This window comes from Enterococcus sp. OL5, from assembly GCF_006491895.1.
GTDB classification, from domain to species: Bacteria; Bacillota; Bacilli; order Lactobacillales; family Enterococcaceae; genus Enterococcus_D; species Enterococcus_D innesii.
The window spans coordinates 182,258-200,736 of sequence record NZ_VHIL01000004.1; the positions used below are offsets into that span (position 1 = coordinate 182,258).

11 protein-coding genes and 2 pseudogenes are annotated in these 18,479 nt (G+C 42.4%); 12 read left to right on the top strand and 1 reads right to left on the bottom strand.

Going from position 1 to position 18,479, the window contains the following annotated elements; translation table 11 throughout:
• Window positions 1-108 precede the first annotated feature (108 nt).
• From topA to FJU10_RS06775, 9 genes and pseudogenes are all read left to right on the top strand, one after another.
• The gene (gene topA / locus FJU10_RS06735; RefSeq protein WP_081119148.1) at window positions 109-2,187 is read left to right on the top strand and encodes a type I DNA topoisomerase; all 2,079 of its coding nucleotides are present in this window, start codon (window positions 109-111) and stop codon (window positions 2,185-2,187) included.
• 150 nt (window positions 2,188-2,337) lie between these two features.
• On the top strand, window positions 2,338-3,639 hold the full coding sequence (gene trmFO, locus FJU10_RS06740) for an FADH(2)-oxidizing methylenetetrahydrofolate--tRNA-(uracil(54)-C(5))-methyltransferase TrmFO (protein WP_081119147.1): 1,302 nt from the start codon (window positions 2,338-2,340) through the stop codon (window positions 3,637-3,639).
• A gap of 120 nt (window positions 3,640-3,759) precedes the next feature.
• Window positions 3,760-4,185, top strand: coding sequence for a hypothetical protein (locus FJU10_RS06745; protein WP_077452548.1), 426 nt, complete (start codon window positions 3,760-3,762; stop codon window positions 4,183-4,185).
• Between the two features lie 13 nt (window positions 4,186-4,198).
• Window positions 4,199-5,635, top strand: coding sequence for a flotillin family protein (locus FJU10_RS06750; RefSeq protein WP_077452547.1), 1,437 nt, complete (start codon window positions 4,199-4,201; stop codon window positions 5,633-5,635).
• Between the two features lie 195 nt (window positions 5,636-5,830).
• Window positions 5,831-6,770: pseudogene (gene xerC / locus FJU10_RS06755) on the top strand (tyrosine recombinase XerC).
• Between the two features lie 22 nt (window positions 6,771-6,792).
• Window positions 6,793-7,335 (top strand): ATP-dependent protease subunit HslV, encoded by a 543-nt coding sequence (gene hslV, locus FJU10_RS06760; protein ID WP_005229630.1) that lies wholly within the window; start codon window positions 6,793-6,795, stop codon window positions 7,333-7,335.
• Window positions 7,336-7,349: 14 nt separating this feature from the next.
• The gene (gene hslU, locus FJU10_RS06765; protein ID WP_140965456.1) at window positions 7,350-8,747 is read left to right on the top strand and encodes an ATP-dependent protease ATPase subunit HslU; all 1,398 of its coding nucleotides are present in this window, start codon (window positions 7,350-7,352) and stop codon (window positions 8,745-8,747) included.
• Between the two features lie 13 nt (window positions 8,748-8,760).
• The gene (codY, locus tag FJU10_RS06770; protein WP_086292738.1) at window positions 8,761-9,552 is read left to right on the top strand and encodes a GTP-sensing pleiotropic transcriptional regulator CodY; all 792 of its coding nucleotides are present in this window, start codon (window positions 8,761-8,763) and stop codon (window positions 9,550-9,552) included.
• 11 nt (window positions 9,553-9,563) lie between these two features.
• Complete coding sequence (locus FJU10_RS06775; RefSeq protein WP_077452544.1) at window positions 9,564-10,439, top strand: aldose 1-epimerase family protein; 876 nt, start codon at window positions 9,564-9,566, stop codon at window positions 10,437-10,439.
• Between the two features lie 51 nt (window positions 10,440-10,490).
• Here the strand turns inward: FJU10_RS06775 and plsY are convergent, their stop codons facing one another.
• Window positions 10,491-11,129, bottom strand: coding sequence for a glycerol-3-phosphate 1-O-acyltransferase PlsY (plsY, locus tag FJU10_RS06780; RefSeq protein ID WP_074535152.1), 639 nt, complete (start codon window positions 11,127-11,129; stop codon window positions 10,491-10,493).
• A 284-nt stretch (window positions 11,130-11,413) separates the two neighbouring features.
• Here plsY and parE point away from each other — a divergent pair, with 284 nt between their 5' ends.
• The 3 genes and pseudogenes from parE to pflB all read left to right on the top strand — a co-directional run bounded on the left by parE (window position 11,414) and on the right by pflB (window position 18,412).
• Window positions 11,414-13,441 carry a DNA topoisomerase IV subunit B gene (gene parE / locus FJU10_RS06785; protein ID WP_140965457.1) on the top strand — a complete coding sequence of 676 codons (2,028 nt, stop codon included), beginning with the start codon at window positions 11,414-11,416 and terminating at the stop codon, window positions 13,439-13,441.
• An 11-nt stretch (window positions 13,442-13,452) separates the two neighbouring features.
• A pseudogene (gene parC, locus FJU10_RS06790) lies at window positions 13,453-15,914 on the top strand (DNA topoisomerase IV subunit A).
• A gap of 269 nt (window positions 15,915-16,183) precedes the next feature.
• Window positions 16,184-18,412, top strand: coding sequence for a formate C-acetyltransferase (pflB, locus tag FJU10_RS06795; protein WP_077452540.1), 2,229 nt, complete (start codon window positions 16,184-16,186; stop codon window positions 18,410-18,412).
• Window positions 18,413-18,479 lie beyond the last annotated feature (67 nt).

Below are 18,479 nucleotides of genomic sequence, written 5' to 3' on the forward strand. Positions count from 1 at the left end.
TTGAAAGCTATGATAAGCTACGATTTGTATGTTTCATCTGCATACGATAGGTTCACTGATTGATAGAATATAATAGTAGGAAAAATTCAGGAAGGAGCCATTCTTTATATGGCATATAAATATTTAGTAATCGTGGAATCGCCAGCAAAGGCGAAAACCATTGAAAAATACCTTGGACGAAATTACAAAGTCGTCGCAAGTGTCGGTCATATTCGTGATCTCCCTAAAAGTAAAATGGGAATTGATGTCGAAAATGACTATGAGCCGCATTACATTTCGATCCGTGGCAAAGGCGATGTGATCAAAAGCCTTCGTTCAGCTGCAAAAAAAGCCGAGAAAGTCTACCTCGCAAGTGACCCGGATAGAGAAGGAGAAGCCATTGCTTGGCATTTAGCTTTTCTGCTAGGGTTAGATTTAAAAGATAAAAACCGAGTCGTCTTTAATGAGATCACCAAAGATGCCGTCAAAGCAGCTTTCAAAGAGCCAAGAACGATCGATGTAGATCTCGTCGATGCCCAACAAGCACGGCGGATCTTAGACCGATTAGTCGGGTATTCATTGAGCCCGATCCTTTGGCGTAAAGTGAAAAAAGGATTGAGTGCTGGCCGTGTTCAATCGGTGGCGCTTAAGATCATTATTGATCGTGAAAAAGAGATCCGTGATTTTGTGCCTGAAGAATACTGGAGCATCGATGGGAACTTTAAAAAAGCCACGAAGAAATTTAAAGCCAATTTTTGGGGCCTAGATGGCAAAAAGAAAAAATTACCGAATGCTGAAAGTATTAAAGAAGTCACTGATCGCCTTTCTGGTAAAGACTTTCAAGTGACGAAGGTTGAAAAGAAAGAACGCAAACGCAACCCGGCAGCACCTTTTACCACCAGTAGCTTGCAACAAGAAGCAGCCCGTAAACTGAACTTTCGAACGCGGAAAACCATGATGGTTGCACAGCAGCTCTATGAAGGGATCGCCCTTGGCAAACAAGGCACCGTCGGTTTGATCACCTATATGCGTACCGATTCGACCCGAATCGCAGACACAGCCAAAGGCGAAGCGGCAGAATTTATTGAAACTACCTATGGTTCAGAGTTTTCAGCGCACGGTGGCAAAAAACGCGCCAATGCACAAGGGGCACAAGATGCCCATGAAGCGGTAAGACCAACCAGTGTGATGCGTACGCCAGAAGCCATGGAGAAATTCTTAGACAAAGACCAACTAAAACTGTATCGCTTGATCTGGTCTCGCTTTGTGGCTAGTCAAATGACGCCGGCGATTTTGGACACAATGAAAGTTACTTTGGATCAAAATGGTGTCATCTTTATTGCCAATGGTTCAAAAATCAAATTTAAAGGGTTTATGCAGGTCTATGTGGAAGGACGCGATGACGGCAAAGAAGACAAAGAGAACATCTTGCCAGAGTTAGTTGAAGGAGATGTGGTTCAATCTGTATCGATCGAACCGAAACAGCATTTCACTCAACCACCTGCCCGCTACAGTGAAGCCACCTTGATCAAAACCCTTGAAGAGAACGGTGTCGGCCGTCCTTCAACTTATGCACCAACGCTAGAAACGATCCAGCGGCGTTATTATGTGAAATTGACGCAAAAACGTTTTGAGCCAACTGAACTTGGTGAGATCGTCAATTCATTGATCGAGGAATTCTTCCCGCAAATCGTTGATATGCATTTTACTGCTGAAATGGAAAATAGTTTAGATAGCATTGAAGCTGGGAAAGAAGAATGGGTCAAAGTCGTCGATCAATTCTACCGTCCTTTTGAAAAGGAATTGACGACCGCAGAAGAAAGTATCGAAAAAATTCAAATCAAAGATGAACCTGCAGGCTTTGATTGTGATCTTTGCGGACATCCAATGGTGATCAAATTAGGTCGTTATGGAAAATTTTATGCCTGCAGTAATTTCCCTGACTGTCGCAACACGAAACCAATCGTCAAAGAAATCGGCGTTGAGTGCCCGGTCTGTCATCAAGGGCAAGTCGTTGAACGCAAATCGAAGAAAAATCGGTTGTTTTATGGTTGTACCCGCTATCCCGACTGTGACTTTACTTCTTGGGACAAACCTGTAGGCCGTAATTGTCCGAAATGTGATAATTACTTAGTTGAGAAGAAAGTCAAAGGCGGCAAACAAGTCGTGTGTATCAATGGCGACTATGAAGAAAATGTGCAAAAATAACTAGCAGGATTCCCTGCAAAAAAGAATCGGCGCATTCTTTTGAACGGTCAGCCTCGATGTTGGCTGACAAAAGAAAGTGCCGGTCCTTTTGATTAATACAAGCAGTTTCTTATGAAAAGAGGCGAGCTTTTGAAATAAAAGGAGAGCACTATGAAAGAAATCAATGTTATTGGTGCCGGTTTAGCCGGAAGCGAGGCTGCGTGGCAAGCAGCGCAAGCAGGTGTCGCAGTAAAGCTTTATGAAATGCGTCCTAAGAAATCGACAGAAGCCCATCATACAAATAATTTTGCTGAGCTTGTTTGTACGAATTCACTACGAGGCAACAATTTAACGAATGCGGTCGGTGTTTTGAAAGAAGAGATGCGTCGCTTGGATTCAGTGATTATTACCTCTGCAGACAAAACAGCGGTTCCAGCAGGGGGTGCTTTAGCTGTTGATCGCGATGATTTTTCAGAGTTAGTCACCAAACGTGTCAAGGAACATCCTTTAGTCACTGTCATCGAAGAGGAGATCACTGAAATTCCAGATGGGATCACCGTGATTGCAACTGGACCTTTGACTTCTGAACCTTTATCCAAAGCGATCCAAGCTTTTAACGGATCAGAAGGATTTTATTTCTATGACGCAGCAGCACCGATCGTCGATAAATCCACCATCAATATGGATAAAGTTTATTTGAAATCCCGCTACGACAAAGGCGAAGCAGCCTATCTGAATTGTCCGATGAACGAAGAGGAGTTTTATGCGTTTCGTGAAGCTTTAGTCAATGCGGAAGTGGCCCCTTTGAAAGAATTCGAAAAAGAAAAATTCTTTGAAGGATGTATGCCAATCGAAGTTATGGCTGGCCGTGGACCGAAAACCATGTTGTTTGGTCCGATGAAACCCGTTGGTTTGGAAGATCCGAAAACCGGCAAGCGTCCTTACGCAGTGATTCAGCTGCGGCAAGATAATGCAGCTGCTTCTCTGTACAACATCGTTGGTTTTCAAACACATTTGAAATGGGGCGAGCAAAAGCGGGTATTCCGGATGATCCCTGGTTTGGAAGAGGCCGAATTTGTGCGCTACGGCGTGATGCATCGGAATAGTTTTATGAATTCACCAGAGTTGTTACAACAAACCTATCAATCGAAAAAACGTGAGGACCTCTTTTTTGCTGGTCAAATGACAGGGGTCGAAGGGTATGTTGAAAGTGCAGCCAGTGGATTGATGGCTGGCATCAACGCGGCCAAACTTGCAAAAGGCGAAGCACCGATCATTATGCCGCAAGAAACAACAATTGGTAGTATGGCGTATTATATCACCCATGCTGAAGGCAAACACTTTCAACCAATGAATGCAAACTTTGGGTTATTGCCAGAACTTCCAGAGCGAATCAGAGACAAGAAATCTCGTTATGAAGCATTGGCAAATCGAGCGTTAGCTGCTTTAGAAAAAGCCAAAGAACAACTATAAGAGTGATGAGTCAACACCTTCTTACTAATAATTGGTAAGAAGGTTTTTTTTTTAATTTGTCTTGAAACTTTAATCAAGGTGACTTATGATAGACAGTAACAATGAGAGAAGGTGGTGAAGATGGTGATCGGAGAATGGGTTCATTTGATTCAAAACTATTTACAGCGTTTTCCTACAGTGATCCAATTTTTAGGATGGCTGATCCTCTTGGTCGGGGGCATTTTCGTTGTCTTTGTTGCATTTAGTTTGCTGTTAGGTCCCTTTATGTGGCTTTACAATCGCATCACAGACAAAAACCGCAGCAATGTCATTAGCCGCAATGAGTTTGTGATCGGCGAACTGACGGAAAAGATTGTCGGAGACACAATCGGCGAAGTCATGGAAATAGGGAGTCAAAGTGCACGTTCTGTTTATCCCGCTCGGTTTTTTCGGGAAGAAGATCGTGAAAACAATGTTCGATTGCCAGTCGGCACCAAAGTCATCATTGTCGATTTTGATAAAAAAGGGATCGCGTTGGTGGTTGAAAGTAAAAATTTTATAGAATAGGAAGTGTTAGGTTATGGTGGATACAGGATCAGCAGTCGATTTTTTAAGTAATCCAATTTTATGGATCATTGTCCTCGTTGTTTTATTGGTTGCCTTTTTGATGATACGTTACCGTATCGGGAAACCCGATGAAGCGTTGATCGTTACAGGATCATTCTTAGGAAAAGAAGGCATCAAGATCTTAAAAAACAGTGGGACATTTGTGATTCCTATTGTTCAAAAAGCTCATAAATTAAGTTTATTGACCCACAAGTTAGAGATTGGGACACCAGAAGTTTATACGGAACAAGGCGTACCGATCAAAGCCAGTGCGACGGTGCTTGTGAAGGTCGGTAATAGTACCGAATCGATCAAGACAGCCGCCGAACAATACTTAGGTAAATCCACAGGTGAATTGGAAGATGAAGCCCAAGAAGTCTTAGAAGGTCACTTACGGGCGATTCTAGGAACGATGACGGTAGAAGCTATCTACAAAAACCGAGATGATTTTGCGGAACAAGTGCAAGAAGTTGCCTCTACGGACTTGAAAAAAATGGGGTTGGAGATCGTTTCGTTTACGATCAAAGATGTCAGCGACAGCAATGGCTACTTGGATGCGTTAGGACGCCCTCAGATTGCTGAAGTGAAAAAAAATGCCGAAGTAGCGGAATCCAATGCCTTAAGAGAAACGCGGATCAAGCAAGCTGAGAATGAGCAATTGGCACAGCATGAAGAGATCCGTCGCCAAACAGAAATCGCAGAAGCGACTAAAGATATGGCATTGAAACAAGCGCAGTACAAACAAGAACGCGAAGTTGCGGATGCGAAAGCAGAACAAATCGCGGTCGGCGAACAAATGAAAGTTCAGTTGATCGAACAAGAAAAAAATATTGAGATCCAAGAAAAACAAGCGGAATTGACGGAAAAAGAATTGAATGCAACTGTCCGTAAAAAAGCCGAAGCAGATAAATATGTCGTTGAACAAAACGCTCTAGCAGACAAAGCACGTGAAATCGCCCGAGCACAAGCCGAAGCGGAAAAAGTCAAATTAGCTGCCCAAGCAGAAGCCGAACGAATTGAAAAACTAGGTAGTGCCGACGCGGAACGGATCGCAAAAGTCGGTCAAGCCGAAGCGGAAAGCCGTGAAAAGATGGCGATTGCTTTGACCAAACTAAACGAAGCCGGTATTTTGATGGAGTTCATCAAAGTGCTGCCTGAAATCGCGAAAGAAGTCAATGCGCCCCTTAGCAATATCGATAAAGTGGTCAGCTTTGGCGGCAACGATGGGCTTCAATCAATGGGAGAAGCTGGTTTAGCGCGAACTTTTGATACGATCAAAGAGACAACCGGATTAGACTTAGTTGGGTTGATCAATGACACTATGTCCACAAAACAAGGAAACAAAGAGCTAGTTCAGGCTGTATCTGAAAGCAATGGTTCGCATCAGCCAACAACGGATCCAATCGAATAAAAGCAAATAAGTGGAAACGTATCAGTCCCTCTATCTTTTGAGGAGAAGGACTGGTACGTTTTTCTGGCTTTTTTGAGGAATCTTTTGAAGAGTGATAAGAATCTTACGAAGATTCTTAGAAAGTTTTCACAATTATGTCTAAACTTTGAAATATTGATTAAATTCTGACAATTCATTTGTTTTTTTTTGTGGTCTATGCTAAAGTTATTTCGAATCATGAAAAGGGGGGTTACTTTGCGAACAGATCAGTTACAAGAAGAGTTTTTTCGTTATCTTATTGTTGAAAGAGGGTATTCGGAAAAGACAAAAAAAGCGTATCAAGAAGATATGAGCGATTTTTTTTACTTCTTAAAAGAGTCTGGCAATGAAGACCCATTAGCAGTGGAGTACCGTGATGTTCGCGTCTATCTAAGCTATTTGACAGAACGAGAGTACAGTCGTAATTCCATTAGTCGCAAAATGGCTAGCTTGCGATCATTTTACCAATTTCTAACCAAGCATGAGATCGTCAAAGAGAATCCTTTCGCCTACATTCATTTAAAAAAGAAAAACGCCAAATTGCCGCGTTTTTTTTTATGAAAAAGAAATGGATGCACTCTTTCAAAGTGTTGCCGGTGATGAGCCATTACAACAGCGCAATCAAGCATTGTTAGAAGTCCTTTACGGTTCAGGTCTGCGGGTCAGCGAATGTAGTAGTCTGACGCTGGGGGCGATCGATTGGGAAAGCGGCGTATTGTTGATCCACGGAAAAGGCAACAAAGATCGTTATGTTCCTTTCGGCAGTTACGCACAAGCGGCAGTCAAGCGCTACCTTTCCTCAGGACGCAAACAACTGATGGAAAAGCAGAACAAAGAACACGATATTCTTTTCGTGAATCATCTTGGTGATGGGATCACTGCAACAGGGATCGAGTATGTGTTGAATCAAATCATTCGAAAAAGCAGTTTAGACAGTAAAATCCATCCTCATATGCTTCGGCATACGTTTGCGACCCATTTATTAAACAACGGTGCCGATATGCGGACCGTTCAAGAATTGTTGGGGCATGCCAATCTATCGACGACACAGATCTATGCGCATGTCACCAAAGACAGTTTACAAAAAAATTATCGCCAATTTCATCCACGCGCGTAAAATTGGTACAGGAGGAACGTAAATGAAGTCAGAATTTCATTCAACCACCATCTGTGCGGTTGAAAAAGACGGCAAGTTTGCCATGGCCGGTGACGGACAAGTAACGATGGGAGAACAGGTCGTTATGAAAGGAACCGCTCGGAAAGTTCGTCGAATTTACAACGGTGAGGTGATCGTTGGCTTTGCCGGCAGTGTAGCAGATGCCTTTACCTTGGAAGAAAAATTTGAAGGAAAACTAAATGAATACAACGGAAATTTGCAACGAGCTGCAGTAGAATTGGCGCAAGAATGGCGGACGCAGCAGTCAATGCAAAAACTAGAGGCGATGCTGATCGTCATGAATGATAAGGAGATGCTCTTAGTCTCTGGGACAGGCGAGGTCATTTCGCCAGATGAAGGGATCTTAGCCATTGGTTCAGGCGGAAACTATGCCTTGGCGGCAGCCCGTGCGATGAAACGTTATGGCGGCGAACTATCTGCCAAAGAAATCGCTGAAGGTGCCTTGAATATCGCAGCAGACATTTGTGTCTTTACGAATCACAATATCATTGTAGAAGAGTTTTAAAGAGGGATGACGATATGACAAACCAAAACAAATCACCACGAGAAATCGTGAAAGAATTAGATGAATACATCGTTGGACAAACCAACGCCAAAAAATCAGTGGCTGTTGCTTTGAGAAATCGCTACCGCCGGCTACAATTAGATGAAAAGATGCAACAAGATGTCACACCAAAAAATATTTTGATGATCGGACCAACGGGCGTTGGGAAAACGGAAATTGCGCGACGCTTAGCAAAGATCGTTGATGCACCTTTCGTTAAGTTAGAAGCGACGAAATTCACGGAAGTCGGCTATGTCGGTCGAGACGTAGAATCGATGGTACGTGACCTCGTTGAGAATGCGATCCAAATCGTGAAAAAAGAACAATATAAAAACGTGCGGATCCAAGCAGAGAAAAAAGCCAACCGTCGTTTAGTAAAAGTCTTAGTTCCTGGTATTAAAAAGGAACAGAAAAAGAATACCAATCCTTATGAACAAATGATAAATATGTTCAACGCCGCACAACAACCAGAAGAGCCAAAAGAAGAATTGACGGATGAGATTCGTAGCAACCGTCAAGCCATTTTCGAGCAATTAGAAAAGGGGCTTTTAGACAACCGAGAAGTGACGATCCAAGTCGATGAGCCGAAAAATCAAGCACCAATGATGAACAATGGCTTAGAACAAATGGGGATCGATTTGAATGAAACCTTAGGGGCATTGAAACCGCAAAAGAAAATCGAGCGCACGGTAACTGTGAAAGAAGCACGAGAATTGTTGATTCAAGAAGAATCCTCCAAACTGGTCAACGACGCGGATATTCATAGTGAAGCGTTACGTTTAGCAGAATCTAGCGGCATCATTTTTCTTGATGAAATCGACAAGGTATCTTCGAAATCACAGCAGTCAGGAGAAGTTTCTCGTGAAGGGGTGCAAAGAGATATCTTACCGATCGTTGAAGGATCGCAAGTCAATACGAAATATGGCACGTTACAAACAGATCATATTCTCTTTATCGCTTCAGGCGCGTTCCATCTATCAAAACCAAGCGATCTGATCCCTGAGTTGCAAGGACGTTTCCCGATTCGCGTGGAACTAGATGACTTGACAAAAGAAGACTTTGTTAAAATTTTAACGGAGCCAAACAATGCTTTAGTCAAACAATACATCGCCTTGTTAGGAACCGAGAATGTCAAAGTGGTCTTTACGATGGAAGCTATCGAAAAAATTGCCGAAATCGCGTATCAAGTCAATCGCGATACCGACAATATTGGTGCTCGTCGTTTGCATACAATTCTAGAAAAACTACTTGAAGATTTATTGTTTGAAGCATCTGAGATGCAAATGGGTGAAATTACGATCACAGAAGCGTATGTGGAAGAAAAACTTGCGTCCATCGCAAAAGATGAAGACTTAAGCCGGTATATTTTATAAAGGGAGCGGACCAATGAAAACATTATTAGAAAAGACAAGACAAATCAATGAATTATTGCAGCAAAAAAACACCTTTAATTTAGCTTCTGATTTGCCTTACGACAAAATGGCTGTCATTTTAGGAAACATCCTAGACAGCAATGCGTATATTATTAGCATCGACGGTAGTGTGTTAGGTTTTGTTGAGAACCACGATGTTAATAACGAACGTATAAAAAAAATGTTTGTTGAAAAACAGTTTCCTAAAAATTATACAAATTTAGTCGATCACCTGACCTCCACAGAAGCTAATGTGCCAATCAGTGATGATATGACCGCTTTTCCTGTGGAAGGCCGTGAGTTGTATCCCAACGGACTAACAACTATCGTACCGATTTACGGTGCAGGGGAACGTTTAGGAACAATCATTCTTTCTAGAATCGATAAATCTTTTGATGATGACGATTTGGTATTAGCGGAATACAGTGCAACAGTTGTGGGTATGCAATTCTTGTACCAAAAATCCCGCAGTATCGAAGAAGACGTTCGCAGTACAACGGCGGTTCAAATGGCAATCAACACCCTTTCTTATAGTGAGTTGAAAGCTGTTCAAGCGATCTTTGAGGCATTAGAAGGCGACGAAGGTCGTCTGACCGCATCAAGTATCGCTGATCGCATTGGTATTACACGGTCGGTGATCGTAAATGCTTTACGTAAATTAGAGTCTGCCGGTATTATTGAATCCCGCTCTTTGGGGATGAAAGGCACCTATTTAAAAGTGCTTAACAGTCGCTTTAAAGAGGAATTGACGAAACATCAATATTAGGAGATGAGACCATGACAGTTACCATCACGGCCGGTCATCTGCAAGCAAAAATTGCAGAAAAAGGGGCTGAGCTGCAAAGTTTAGTCGATACGAGCAATGACCTTGAATATATTTGGCAAGCTGATCCAAACCACTGGGGAAAGCATGCACCGATCTTATTTCCGATCGTTGGTGCCTTAAAAGAGGACACCTATCAGCATGAGGGCAAGAGTTATCATTTGCCTCGTCATGGATTTGCCAGAGACATGTTGTTTACTGTCGTTGAAAAACGCACAGATTACGCTTTGTTTTTACTAGAAAGTTCGACTGAAACCAAAGCAAAGTATCCGTTTGATTTTCAGCTGTATGTCAGTTATGAATTAGGCGGTGATGGTTTAGTCGTCAAATACCAAGTGAAGAATAGCGGTCAAAAAGAACTCTATTTCTCCATTGGTGGACACCCTGCATTCAACGTCCCACTTGAAAAAGGGCTGACTTTTGAAGACTATTATCTTTCTTTTTCTCCAAAGAAATCACGGGTGAAATTGCCGTTAAAAGGCAACTATATTGATTATGAGCAACGCACACTCGGTCAAACGAATACGGATTTACGCTTGACCCATGACATGTTTGCAAATGATGCGCTAGTTTATGAAACGAAAGGATTACATTCCTACTCGATTCGCAGTGAGAAATCGCCTCATAGTGTCACGTTAAGCTACAATAATATGCCGTATGTCGGTTTTTGGTCCACGTATCCAGTGAAATCGCCGTTTCTATGTATAGAACCATGGTGCGGTATCGCAGACACACTGGAAGCTTCCGGTGAGCTTTCAGAAAAACTGGGGATTCAAGCACTTCCACCTGAAGAAGTATTTGAAACAAAGTACTCAATCACAGTTAAATAATGTATGCAAAAAGAAGCTGGGAAAAGCGCAATGACTTTTCTCAGCTTCTGCTTATTTGTTCGTTTGACGCTTATTCAGTCCAAAGGGTACTCGACTTTCGGTTCCGTCTTTGATGCGGGTGATGTTTTCACGATGGCGAATAAAGATAAAAATCGTTACGCCGATGGCGATAAAGGTCAGCAGCCAATTTTGCTCAGGCAAGATCGCAGGGGCGATAAAAGGCAAAACAATCGTCGATAAAGTGATCAAACACGCCGCGATCATACTGGTCAGACTCACCATACTGGTCACATAAAGACAGATAACAAAAATCAATGAAGAATAAATGAAAAAGAGCGGATTGTATCCTAAGAGCATCCCAGCACTTGTCGCCACTGCTTTGCCGCCTTTAAATTTGGCAAAGATTGGGAAGGTGTGGCCTAAGATTGCACAGACCCCAAACCAGAGCGGATTGACGGTATGGAGACCAAAGATGACTGGCAAGCTGGTCGCCAAAGTTCCTTTTAAGATATCCATCAATAAAACAACGATCCCGGCTTTTTTTCCTAAAACGCGAAATGTATTGGTCGTTCCCGTATTGCCGCTGCCGAATTGGCGAATATCTTTTTTGAAAAACAGTTGGCCAATCCAAACACCCGAGGGGATCGAACCTAAAAGGTAAGCAACAATAAATAAAAGAATCGTATTCATAATAACCAACTTTCTTTGCAAGGCTAGGGCAATTTTAGCATGAAAACGCCTTTCCAACAATAAGAAAATCTTTCGCTGGTTAGGGAAAGAAGAAAAACAGCTTTTCTCAGAGCTGTGAAACACAAACGAGCCATTTTGTGACTCTAGCTTGTGCAAACAAAGGAAAAAGGATAAGATAGTTTAGAAAAATGTTCGCTTGAAAAAAGCGTATTTTGTGTTAAGATTTTTTTTGCAGTTCTTTCAGCAGCAAAAAAGGACTGATCAAGATTAAAGGAGCGGTGGGTTTGGCAAAGAAAACCACAGAATATAATGATGCTTCCATTCAGGTCTTAGAGGGCCTGGAAGCAGTAAGAAAACGGCCAGGAATGTATATCGGCTCGACCGATAGCCGCGGCTTGCACCACTTAGTGTATGAAATCGTCGATAATGCGGTTGATGAGGCACTCTCAGGATACGGCAATGAAATCGATGTTACGATCCATAAAGACAATAGTATCAGTGTTCGAGACAATGGCCGAGGAATGCCGGTCGGGACACATGCATCTGGAATCCCGACTGTTGAAGTCATCTTCACAGTATTACATGCCGGCGGGAAGTTTGGCCAAGGCGGCTACAAAACCTCTGGCGGCCTTCATGGGGTTGGTGCCAGTGTTGTAAATGCCTTATCCAGCTGGCTAGAAGTGGTCATCGTTCGTGACGGTATCGAATACAAACAGAGCTTCAAAGACGGCGGGAAACCAGCCGATACCTTGAAAAAAATCGGCAAAACCCGTAAACCAACGGGAACAACCGTTACGTTCAAACCTGACGATACAATCTTTTCTGCAACCAAATTCTCCTATGAGATTCTCGCAGAACGTTTGAGAGAATCAGCCTTCTTGCTAAAAGGGGTCAAAATCTCCCTGACGGATGAACGAGGGGAAGAACCGATTCATGAAGTCTTTTTATATGAGGAAGGCATCAAAGAATTTGTTGATTATTTAAATGAAGAAAAAGATACCTTGACCCAGGTGGTTTATTTTTCTGGCACGAAAGAAGCCATTGAGGTAGAACTTGCCTTTCAATACAATGATGGCTATTCGGAAAATGTCTTGTCTTTTGTCAATAATGTACGTACCAAAGATGGTGGTACCCATGAAGTGGGGATGAAGACATCAATGACGAAAGCTTTCAATGAGTATGCCCGCAAGGTGAATTTGTTGAAGGAAAAAGATAAGAACCTTGAAGGCAGTGATTTTCGGGAAGGCTTAGCGGCCGTGCTGTCGATCCGTGTTCCGGAAAATCTTTTGCAATTTGAAGGACAGACCAAAGGAAAATTAGGAACACCCTTAGCAAGAAATGCTGTAGACAATGTGATTGGCGAGCAGCTAGGCTATTACCTGCAAGAAAACAGTGAAATGAGTCAAATGCTAGTTCGTAAAGCAATCAAAGCAAGAGAGGCCCGTGAAGCTGCCAGAAAAGCGAGAGAAGAAAGCCGCACTGGAAAGAAACGCAAAAAAGGGGAGTCACTGCTTTCTGGAAAATTAACGCCTGCACAATCTCGTAATCCTAAGAAAAATGAATTGTATCTGGTGGAGGGGGATTCTGCGGGTGGTTCAGCGAAGCAAGGCCGTGACCGCAAGTTCCAAGCGATTTTACCGTTACGAGGCAAAGTTATCAATACGGAAAAAGCCAAAATGCAGGATATTTTGAAAAATGAAGAGATCAATACCATGATCTATACTATCGGTGCCGGTGTTGGCCCAGAGTTTTCGATTGAAGACTGCAACTATGATAAAGTGATTATCATGACCGATGCGGACACCGATGGGGCACACATCCAAGTATTGCTATTGACGTTTTTCTACCGTTACATGAAACCGTTGATCGAAGCAGGAAAAGTTTACATTGCTTTGCCACCTTTGTATAAAGTGTCCAAAGGGTTAGGAAAAAAAGCAGTGGTCGAATACGCTTGGACGGACGATGAACTAAGCAAGCTGACCCAAAAAATTGGCAAAGGCTATATGCTTCAGCGCTACAAAGGGTTGGGGGAAATGAATGCCGATCAATTGTGGGAAACGACGATGGACCCAGAAACGCGGACGCTGATTCGAGTAAGGATCGATGATGCGGCTCAAGCAGAACGCCGTGTCACCACATTGATGGGAGATAAAGTAGAACCACGTCGGAAGTGGATCGAAAGCCATGTTCAATTCAGTTTAGAAGAAGATGGCAGTATTTTGGATAAAAAAGAAGATACAGTACCGGAATTAGTTGATGAAAAGTTAATGGATACCGAACAAGCAGAAAGCAAACAGTTAGTTAAGGAATAGGAGGTGGTCTCTTGGAACACAGAAGCAATATACAAGAATTGACATTGGAAGAAGTGATGGGAGATCGCTTCGGTCGATATTCCAAATACATCATTCAAGAACGGGCATTGCCGGATATTCGTGATGGGTTAAAACCGGTTCAGCGGCGCATCTTGTTTGCCATGAACCAAGACGGCAATACGTATGACAAAGGCTTCCGCAAATCAGCGAAATCAGTCGGGAATATCATGGGGAACTTTCACCCCCATGGCGACTCAAGTATCTATGAAGCAATGGTCCGCATGAGCCAAGACTGGAAACTACGTCAGATTTTGATTGAAATGCACGGGAACAACGGGAGTATGGATGGAGATCCACCAGCAGCCATGCGTTATACGGAAGCACGGCTTTCAGAATTAAGCGGTGAGCTGTTAAAAGATATCGAAAAAAACACGGTCGAATTGGTGTGGAACTTCGATGATACCGAAAAAGAACCAACTGTTCTACCAGCAAAATACCCGAATCTGTTAGTCAATGGCTCAACAGGGATCTCAGCTGGGTATGCAACGGAAATTCCCACCCACAATTTAGGAGAGATCATTGATGGAACGGTCTATTTGATCGACCATCCGCAAGCTTCTTTGGATCAGCTGATGAAATATATTCCTGGCCCTGATTTTCCAACAGGAGGAATATTACAAGGGAAAGAAGAAATCAAGAAAGCCTATGAAACAGGTAAAGGCAAAGTGATCCTGCGTTCGAAAACCAAGATTGAAGACATTAAAGGCGGCAAACAGCAAATCGTTATTAATGAGATTCCCTATGAGGTCAATAAAGCCAATTTAGTCAAAAAAATGGATGAGATCCGTTTGAATAAACGGATGACGGGATTGCTGAAGTACGGGATGAAACCGACCGTACTGGTTTGCAGATCGTTGTCGAGCTGAAAAAAGAAGCAAATGCACAAGGAATTTTAAATTATCTATTTAAAAATACCGAATTGCAGATCAACTACAACTTCAACATGGTAGCCATTGACAATATGCGCCCCCAACAAGTCGGATTGAAACGGATTTTAGAAAGCTACATCAAGCATCGCCGTGAAGTGATTGAAAAACGCAGTCGTTTTGAACTGCAAAAAGCTCAAAAGAGACAGCATATCGTTGATGGTCTGATCAAAGCTCTATCGATCCTTGATGAAGTGATCGCCACCATTCGCGGCAGTAAAGACAAAAAAGATGCCAAAAACAATCTGGTGGTTCAACACGGCTTTACGGAAGAGCAAGCAGAAGCCATTGTGAACTTGCAGTTGTACCGGTTAACCAATACGGATATCACGCAATTGCAAGCAGAGGCGAAAGAACTTGCTGAAACGATCGCTGAATTGACAACAATCTTAAATGAGGAAAGCGAATTACTGAAAGTGATCAAAAAGGAATTGCGGGAAATCAAGAAAAAATATACGACCCCGCGGTTGACTGAGATCGAAGCAGAAATTCAAGAAATCAAGATTGAAACACAAGTCTTGGTTGCACAAGAAGAAGTCGTCGTAACAGTCACAAGAGACGGCTATGTCAAACGCAGCAGTTTGCGTTCTTACGGCGCTTCAAAACCAGAAGAGATCGGCATGAAAGAAGGCGACTCTTTACTTTATAGCAGTCAAATGAACACGTTAGATCATCTGTTGTTGGTAACCAATAAAGGAAACACGATCTATCGTCCGGTTCATGAATTGCCTGATTTAAAATGGAAAGATCTAGGCGAACATATTTCGCAAACGGTCATGACACTGGCCCAAGATGAAATGATCATTGGAGTCTTTGCTTACAAAGAGATCGATCCTTTGAAAAACTTTGTGCTGATCAGTAAAAACGGCATGATCAAACAAACGCGGATGACGGAATTTGAACCTTGGCGTACCTATAAGACACGGCCAATGACGATCATGAAGCTAAAAGATGAAACCGATGAATTGGTCAATGTCTTTTTGACGGATCAAACGGAAGAAATGGATGTCTTTTTAGTCAGTCATCTTGCCTTTGGCTTACGGTATTCGCTTAATGAAGTGCCGGTTGTGGGACCAAAAGCAGCTGGAGTCAAAGCGATGAACCTTAAAGCGGGTGATTATCTTATCAATGGGTTGTTAGTTTATTCAGAAGGGGATACACCAATCGTTCTGATTACTCAACGTGGCGCAGCAAAACGCATGCTGGCTCAAGAGATTACCCAATTAGGACGGGCGAAGCGTGGTTTGATGGTCTTGCGTGAATTGAAGAAAAATCCTCATCGCGTCGTCTATATGGGCAGTGGGGAAAATCAGCAACTGCTAGTGACCAACCAAAAAGGACAAGCCTTTGAAGTCATCACGAATCAAATCCCGATCAATGATCGGACCTCCAATGGCTCATTTATTATGGATGAGAAAACAGGGGGACAAATCTACGAAGTGAAAACACAAATCAGTCCTGCAATCGCGGAGGATCCTGTACTATAAATTATAACAAAACAGCCATTCTGTACCAGTACAGGATGGCTGTTTTTTACCTCTTAATTAATCTTTCACATTTTCTAAAAACGTACTTTAATAAAAGATTCACATTTAAGATATACCTATAAATCAACGTTTTTAATAATAAACATCTTAAAAATAATTAAATTGTTCAAAATAATTCTTGAAAATGCTTGCAATCATTCAGGCGTGTGTTATACTGTTCACGTAAAGCTGTTACATTAGTGAACAGAAAATTTAAGGAGGTCCATCAGATGGAACAATGGAATGGATTTAAAGGAAAAACTTGGAAAGAAGAAGTAAACGTACGCGACTTCATCCAAGAAAACTACACACCTTATGACGGAACAGATGAATTCCTAGCAGATGCTACTGAAGCAACGACAAAGCTATGGGATCAAGTCATGGAACTGAACAAGCAAGAGCGTGAAGCTGGCGGCGTATTGGATATGGATACAAAAGTCGTTTCAACGATTACTTCTCATGGACCTGGCTACTTAGACAAAGACTTAGAAACAGTTGTTGGTTTCCAAACGGAAAAACCATTTAAACGCAGCTTGCAACCATTTGGCGGCATCCGCATGTCAGAACAAGCAGCAGAATCTTACGGCTATGAAATTGATGCGGAAGTTTCTCACATTTTCCGCGACTACCGTAAAACACATAACCAAGGAGTATTTGATGCCTATACACCTGAAATCAGAGCAGCTCGTCGTTCTGGTGTAATCACAGGTCTTCCTGATGCATACGGCCGTGGCCGGATCATTGGTGACTACCGTCGTGTTGCATTATACGGAGTGGACTTCTTGATCAAAGAAAAACAACAAGACCTACTATATTGCGGAAACGGAACCATGTCTGAAGACATTATCCGCCAACGGGAAGAATTAAGTGAACAAATTCGTGCGTTAAGCGAATTGAAAGAACTAGGAAACATTTACGGATTTGATATTTCTAAACCTGCTCAAACGGCAAAAGAAGCATTCCAATGGTTATATCTTGGTTACTTAGCAGCCATCAAAGAACAAAACGGTGCAGCAATGTCATTGGGACGTACGTCAACTTTCCTTGATATTTATGTAGAGCGTGATTTGAAAAACGGTGTGATCACTGAAGTAGAAGCACAAGAAATCGTTGACCATTTTGTCATGAAACTACGTCTTGTGAAATTTGCTCGGACACCTGATTACAATGCCTTGTTCTCTGGGGACCCAACTTGGGTAACTGAATCAATCGCTGGTATGGGGGAAGACGGACGTCATATGGTAACAAAAAACAGCTTCCGTTTCTTACACACTCTAGCAAACTTAGGCCCAGCGCCAGAACCAAACTTGACTGTTTTATGGTCAACACGTTTGCCTCATAACTTCAAAACATTCTGTGCGAAAATGTCGATCCAAACATCAGCGATTCAATATGAAAACGATGATGTGATGCGTGGGCATTGGGGCGACGACTACGGAATCGCTTGTTGTGTATCAGCAATGCGTATCGGGAAACAAATGCAATTCTTTGGTGCTCGTGCCAACTTAGCAAAAACATTGTTGTATGCAATCAACGGTGGGGTCGATGAAAAATCAAAAGCACAAGTTGGACCAAAATTCCAACCAATTACTTCTGAATACTTGGATTACAACGAAGTAATGGAAAAATATGACACAATGATGGACTGGATTTGTGATCTGTATGTGAACACATTGAACATCATTCATTACATGCACGACAAATATTCTTATGAACGCATTGAAATGGCGCTACAAGATACAGACATTTTACGTACGATGGCTACTGGTATCGCTGGTTTCTCTGTAGCAGTTGACTCATTATCAGCAATTAAATATGCCAAAGTTCGTACGATCCGTGATGAAAACGGCATTGTTGAAGATTACGAAATCGAAGGCGATTATCCGAAATACGGAAACAATGATGACCGCGTAGATGATATCGCAGTTAACTTGTTGAAAGCCTTCATGAAGAAAGTGAAACGCACCAAAACTTACCGTGATTCAAAACACACAACATCGATCCTTACAATCACTTCTAACGTGGTTTATGGTAAGAAAACAGGGAACACGCCTGATGGACGTCGTGCAGGTGCACCATTTGCTCCTGGAGCAAATCCAATGCATGGTCGCGATACTCATGGAGCGTTGGCAAGTCTTTCATCAGTTGCGAAATTGCCATATGATTACTCATTAGATGGTATTTCAAACACCTTCTCAATCGTACCTAAAGCATTAGGTCGTGACGATGAAACACAACAAGAAAATCTAGCAACAATGTTAGATGGCTATGCTGCAAAAGGTGGTCACCACTTAAATATCAACGTATTTAACCGTGATACATTACTTGATGCGCAAGCTCATCCAGAAAAATACCCACAATTAACGATTCGGGTTTCTGGTTATGCGGTTAACTTCATTAAATTGACCAAAGAACAACAAGATGATGTCATTGCTCGTACAATGCACGAAGCAATGTAATAAGTAACAAATTCAGGCGGCGGACGGGAAAATCCGCCGCCTCTTGTTTTGAAAGTATCAGACGGAA

What these genes read in the sequence shown, in the direction of transcription:
- topA (WP_081119148.1), top strand. Translation starts at nt 109, where the DNA reads ATGGCATATAAATATTTAGTAATCGTGGAATCGCCAGCAAAGGCGAAA.
- trmFO (WP_081119147.1), top strand. Translation starts at nt 2,338, where the DNA reads ATGAAAGAAATCAATGTTATTGGTGCCGGTTTAGCCGGAAGCGAGGCT.
- FJU10_RS06745 (WP_077452548.1), top strand. Translation starts at nt 3,760, where the DNA reads ATGGTGATCGGAGAATGGGTTCATTTGATTCAAAACTATTTACAGCGT.
- FJU10_RS06750 (WP_077452547.1), top strand. Translation starts at nt 4,199, where the DNA reads ATGGTGGATACAGGATCAGCAGTCGATTTTTTAAGTAATCCAATTTTA.
- hslV (WP_005229630.1), top strand. Translation starts at nt 6,793, where the DNA reads ATGAAGTCAGAATTTCATTCAACCACCATCTGTGCGGTTGAAAAAGAC.
- hslU (WP_140965456.1), top strand. Translation starts at nt 7,350, where the DNA reads ATGACAAACCAAAACAAATCACCACGAGAAATCGTGAAAGAATTAGAT.
- codY (WP_086292738.1), top strand. Translation starts at nt 8,761, where the DNA reads ATGAAAACATTATTAGAAAAGACAAGACAAATCAATGAATTATTGCAG.
- FJU10_RS06775 (WP_077452544.1), top strand. Translation starts at nt 9,564, where the DNA reads ATGACAGTTACCATCACGGCCGGTCATCTGCAAGCAAAAATTGCAGAA.
- plsY (WP_074535152.1), bottom strand. Translation starts at nt 11,129, where the DNA reads ATGAATACGATTCTTTTATTTATTGTTGCTTACCTTTTAGGTTCGATC.
- pflB (WP_077452540.1), top strand. Translation starts at nt 16,184, where the DNA reads ATGGAACAATGGAATGGATTTAAAGGAAAAACTTGGAAAGAAGAAGTA.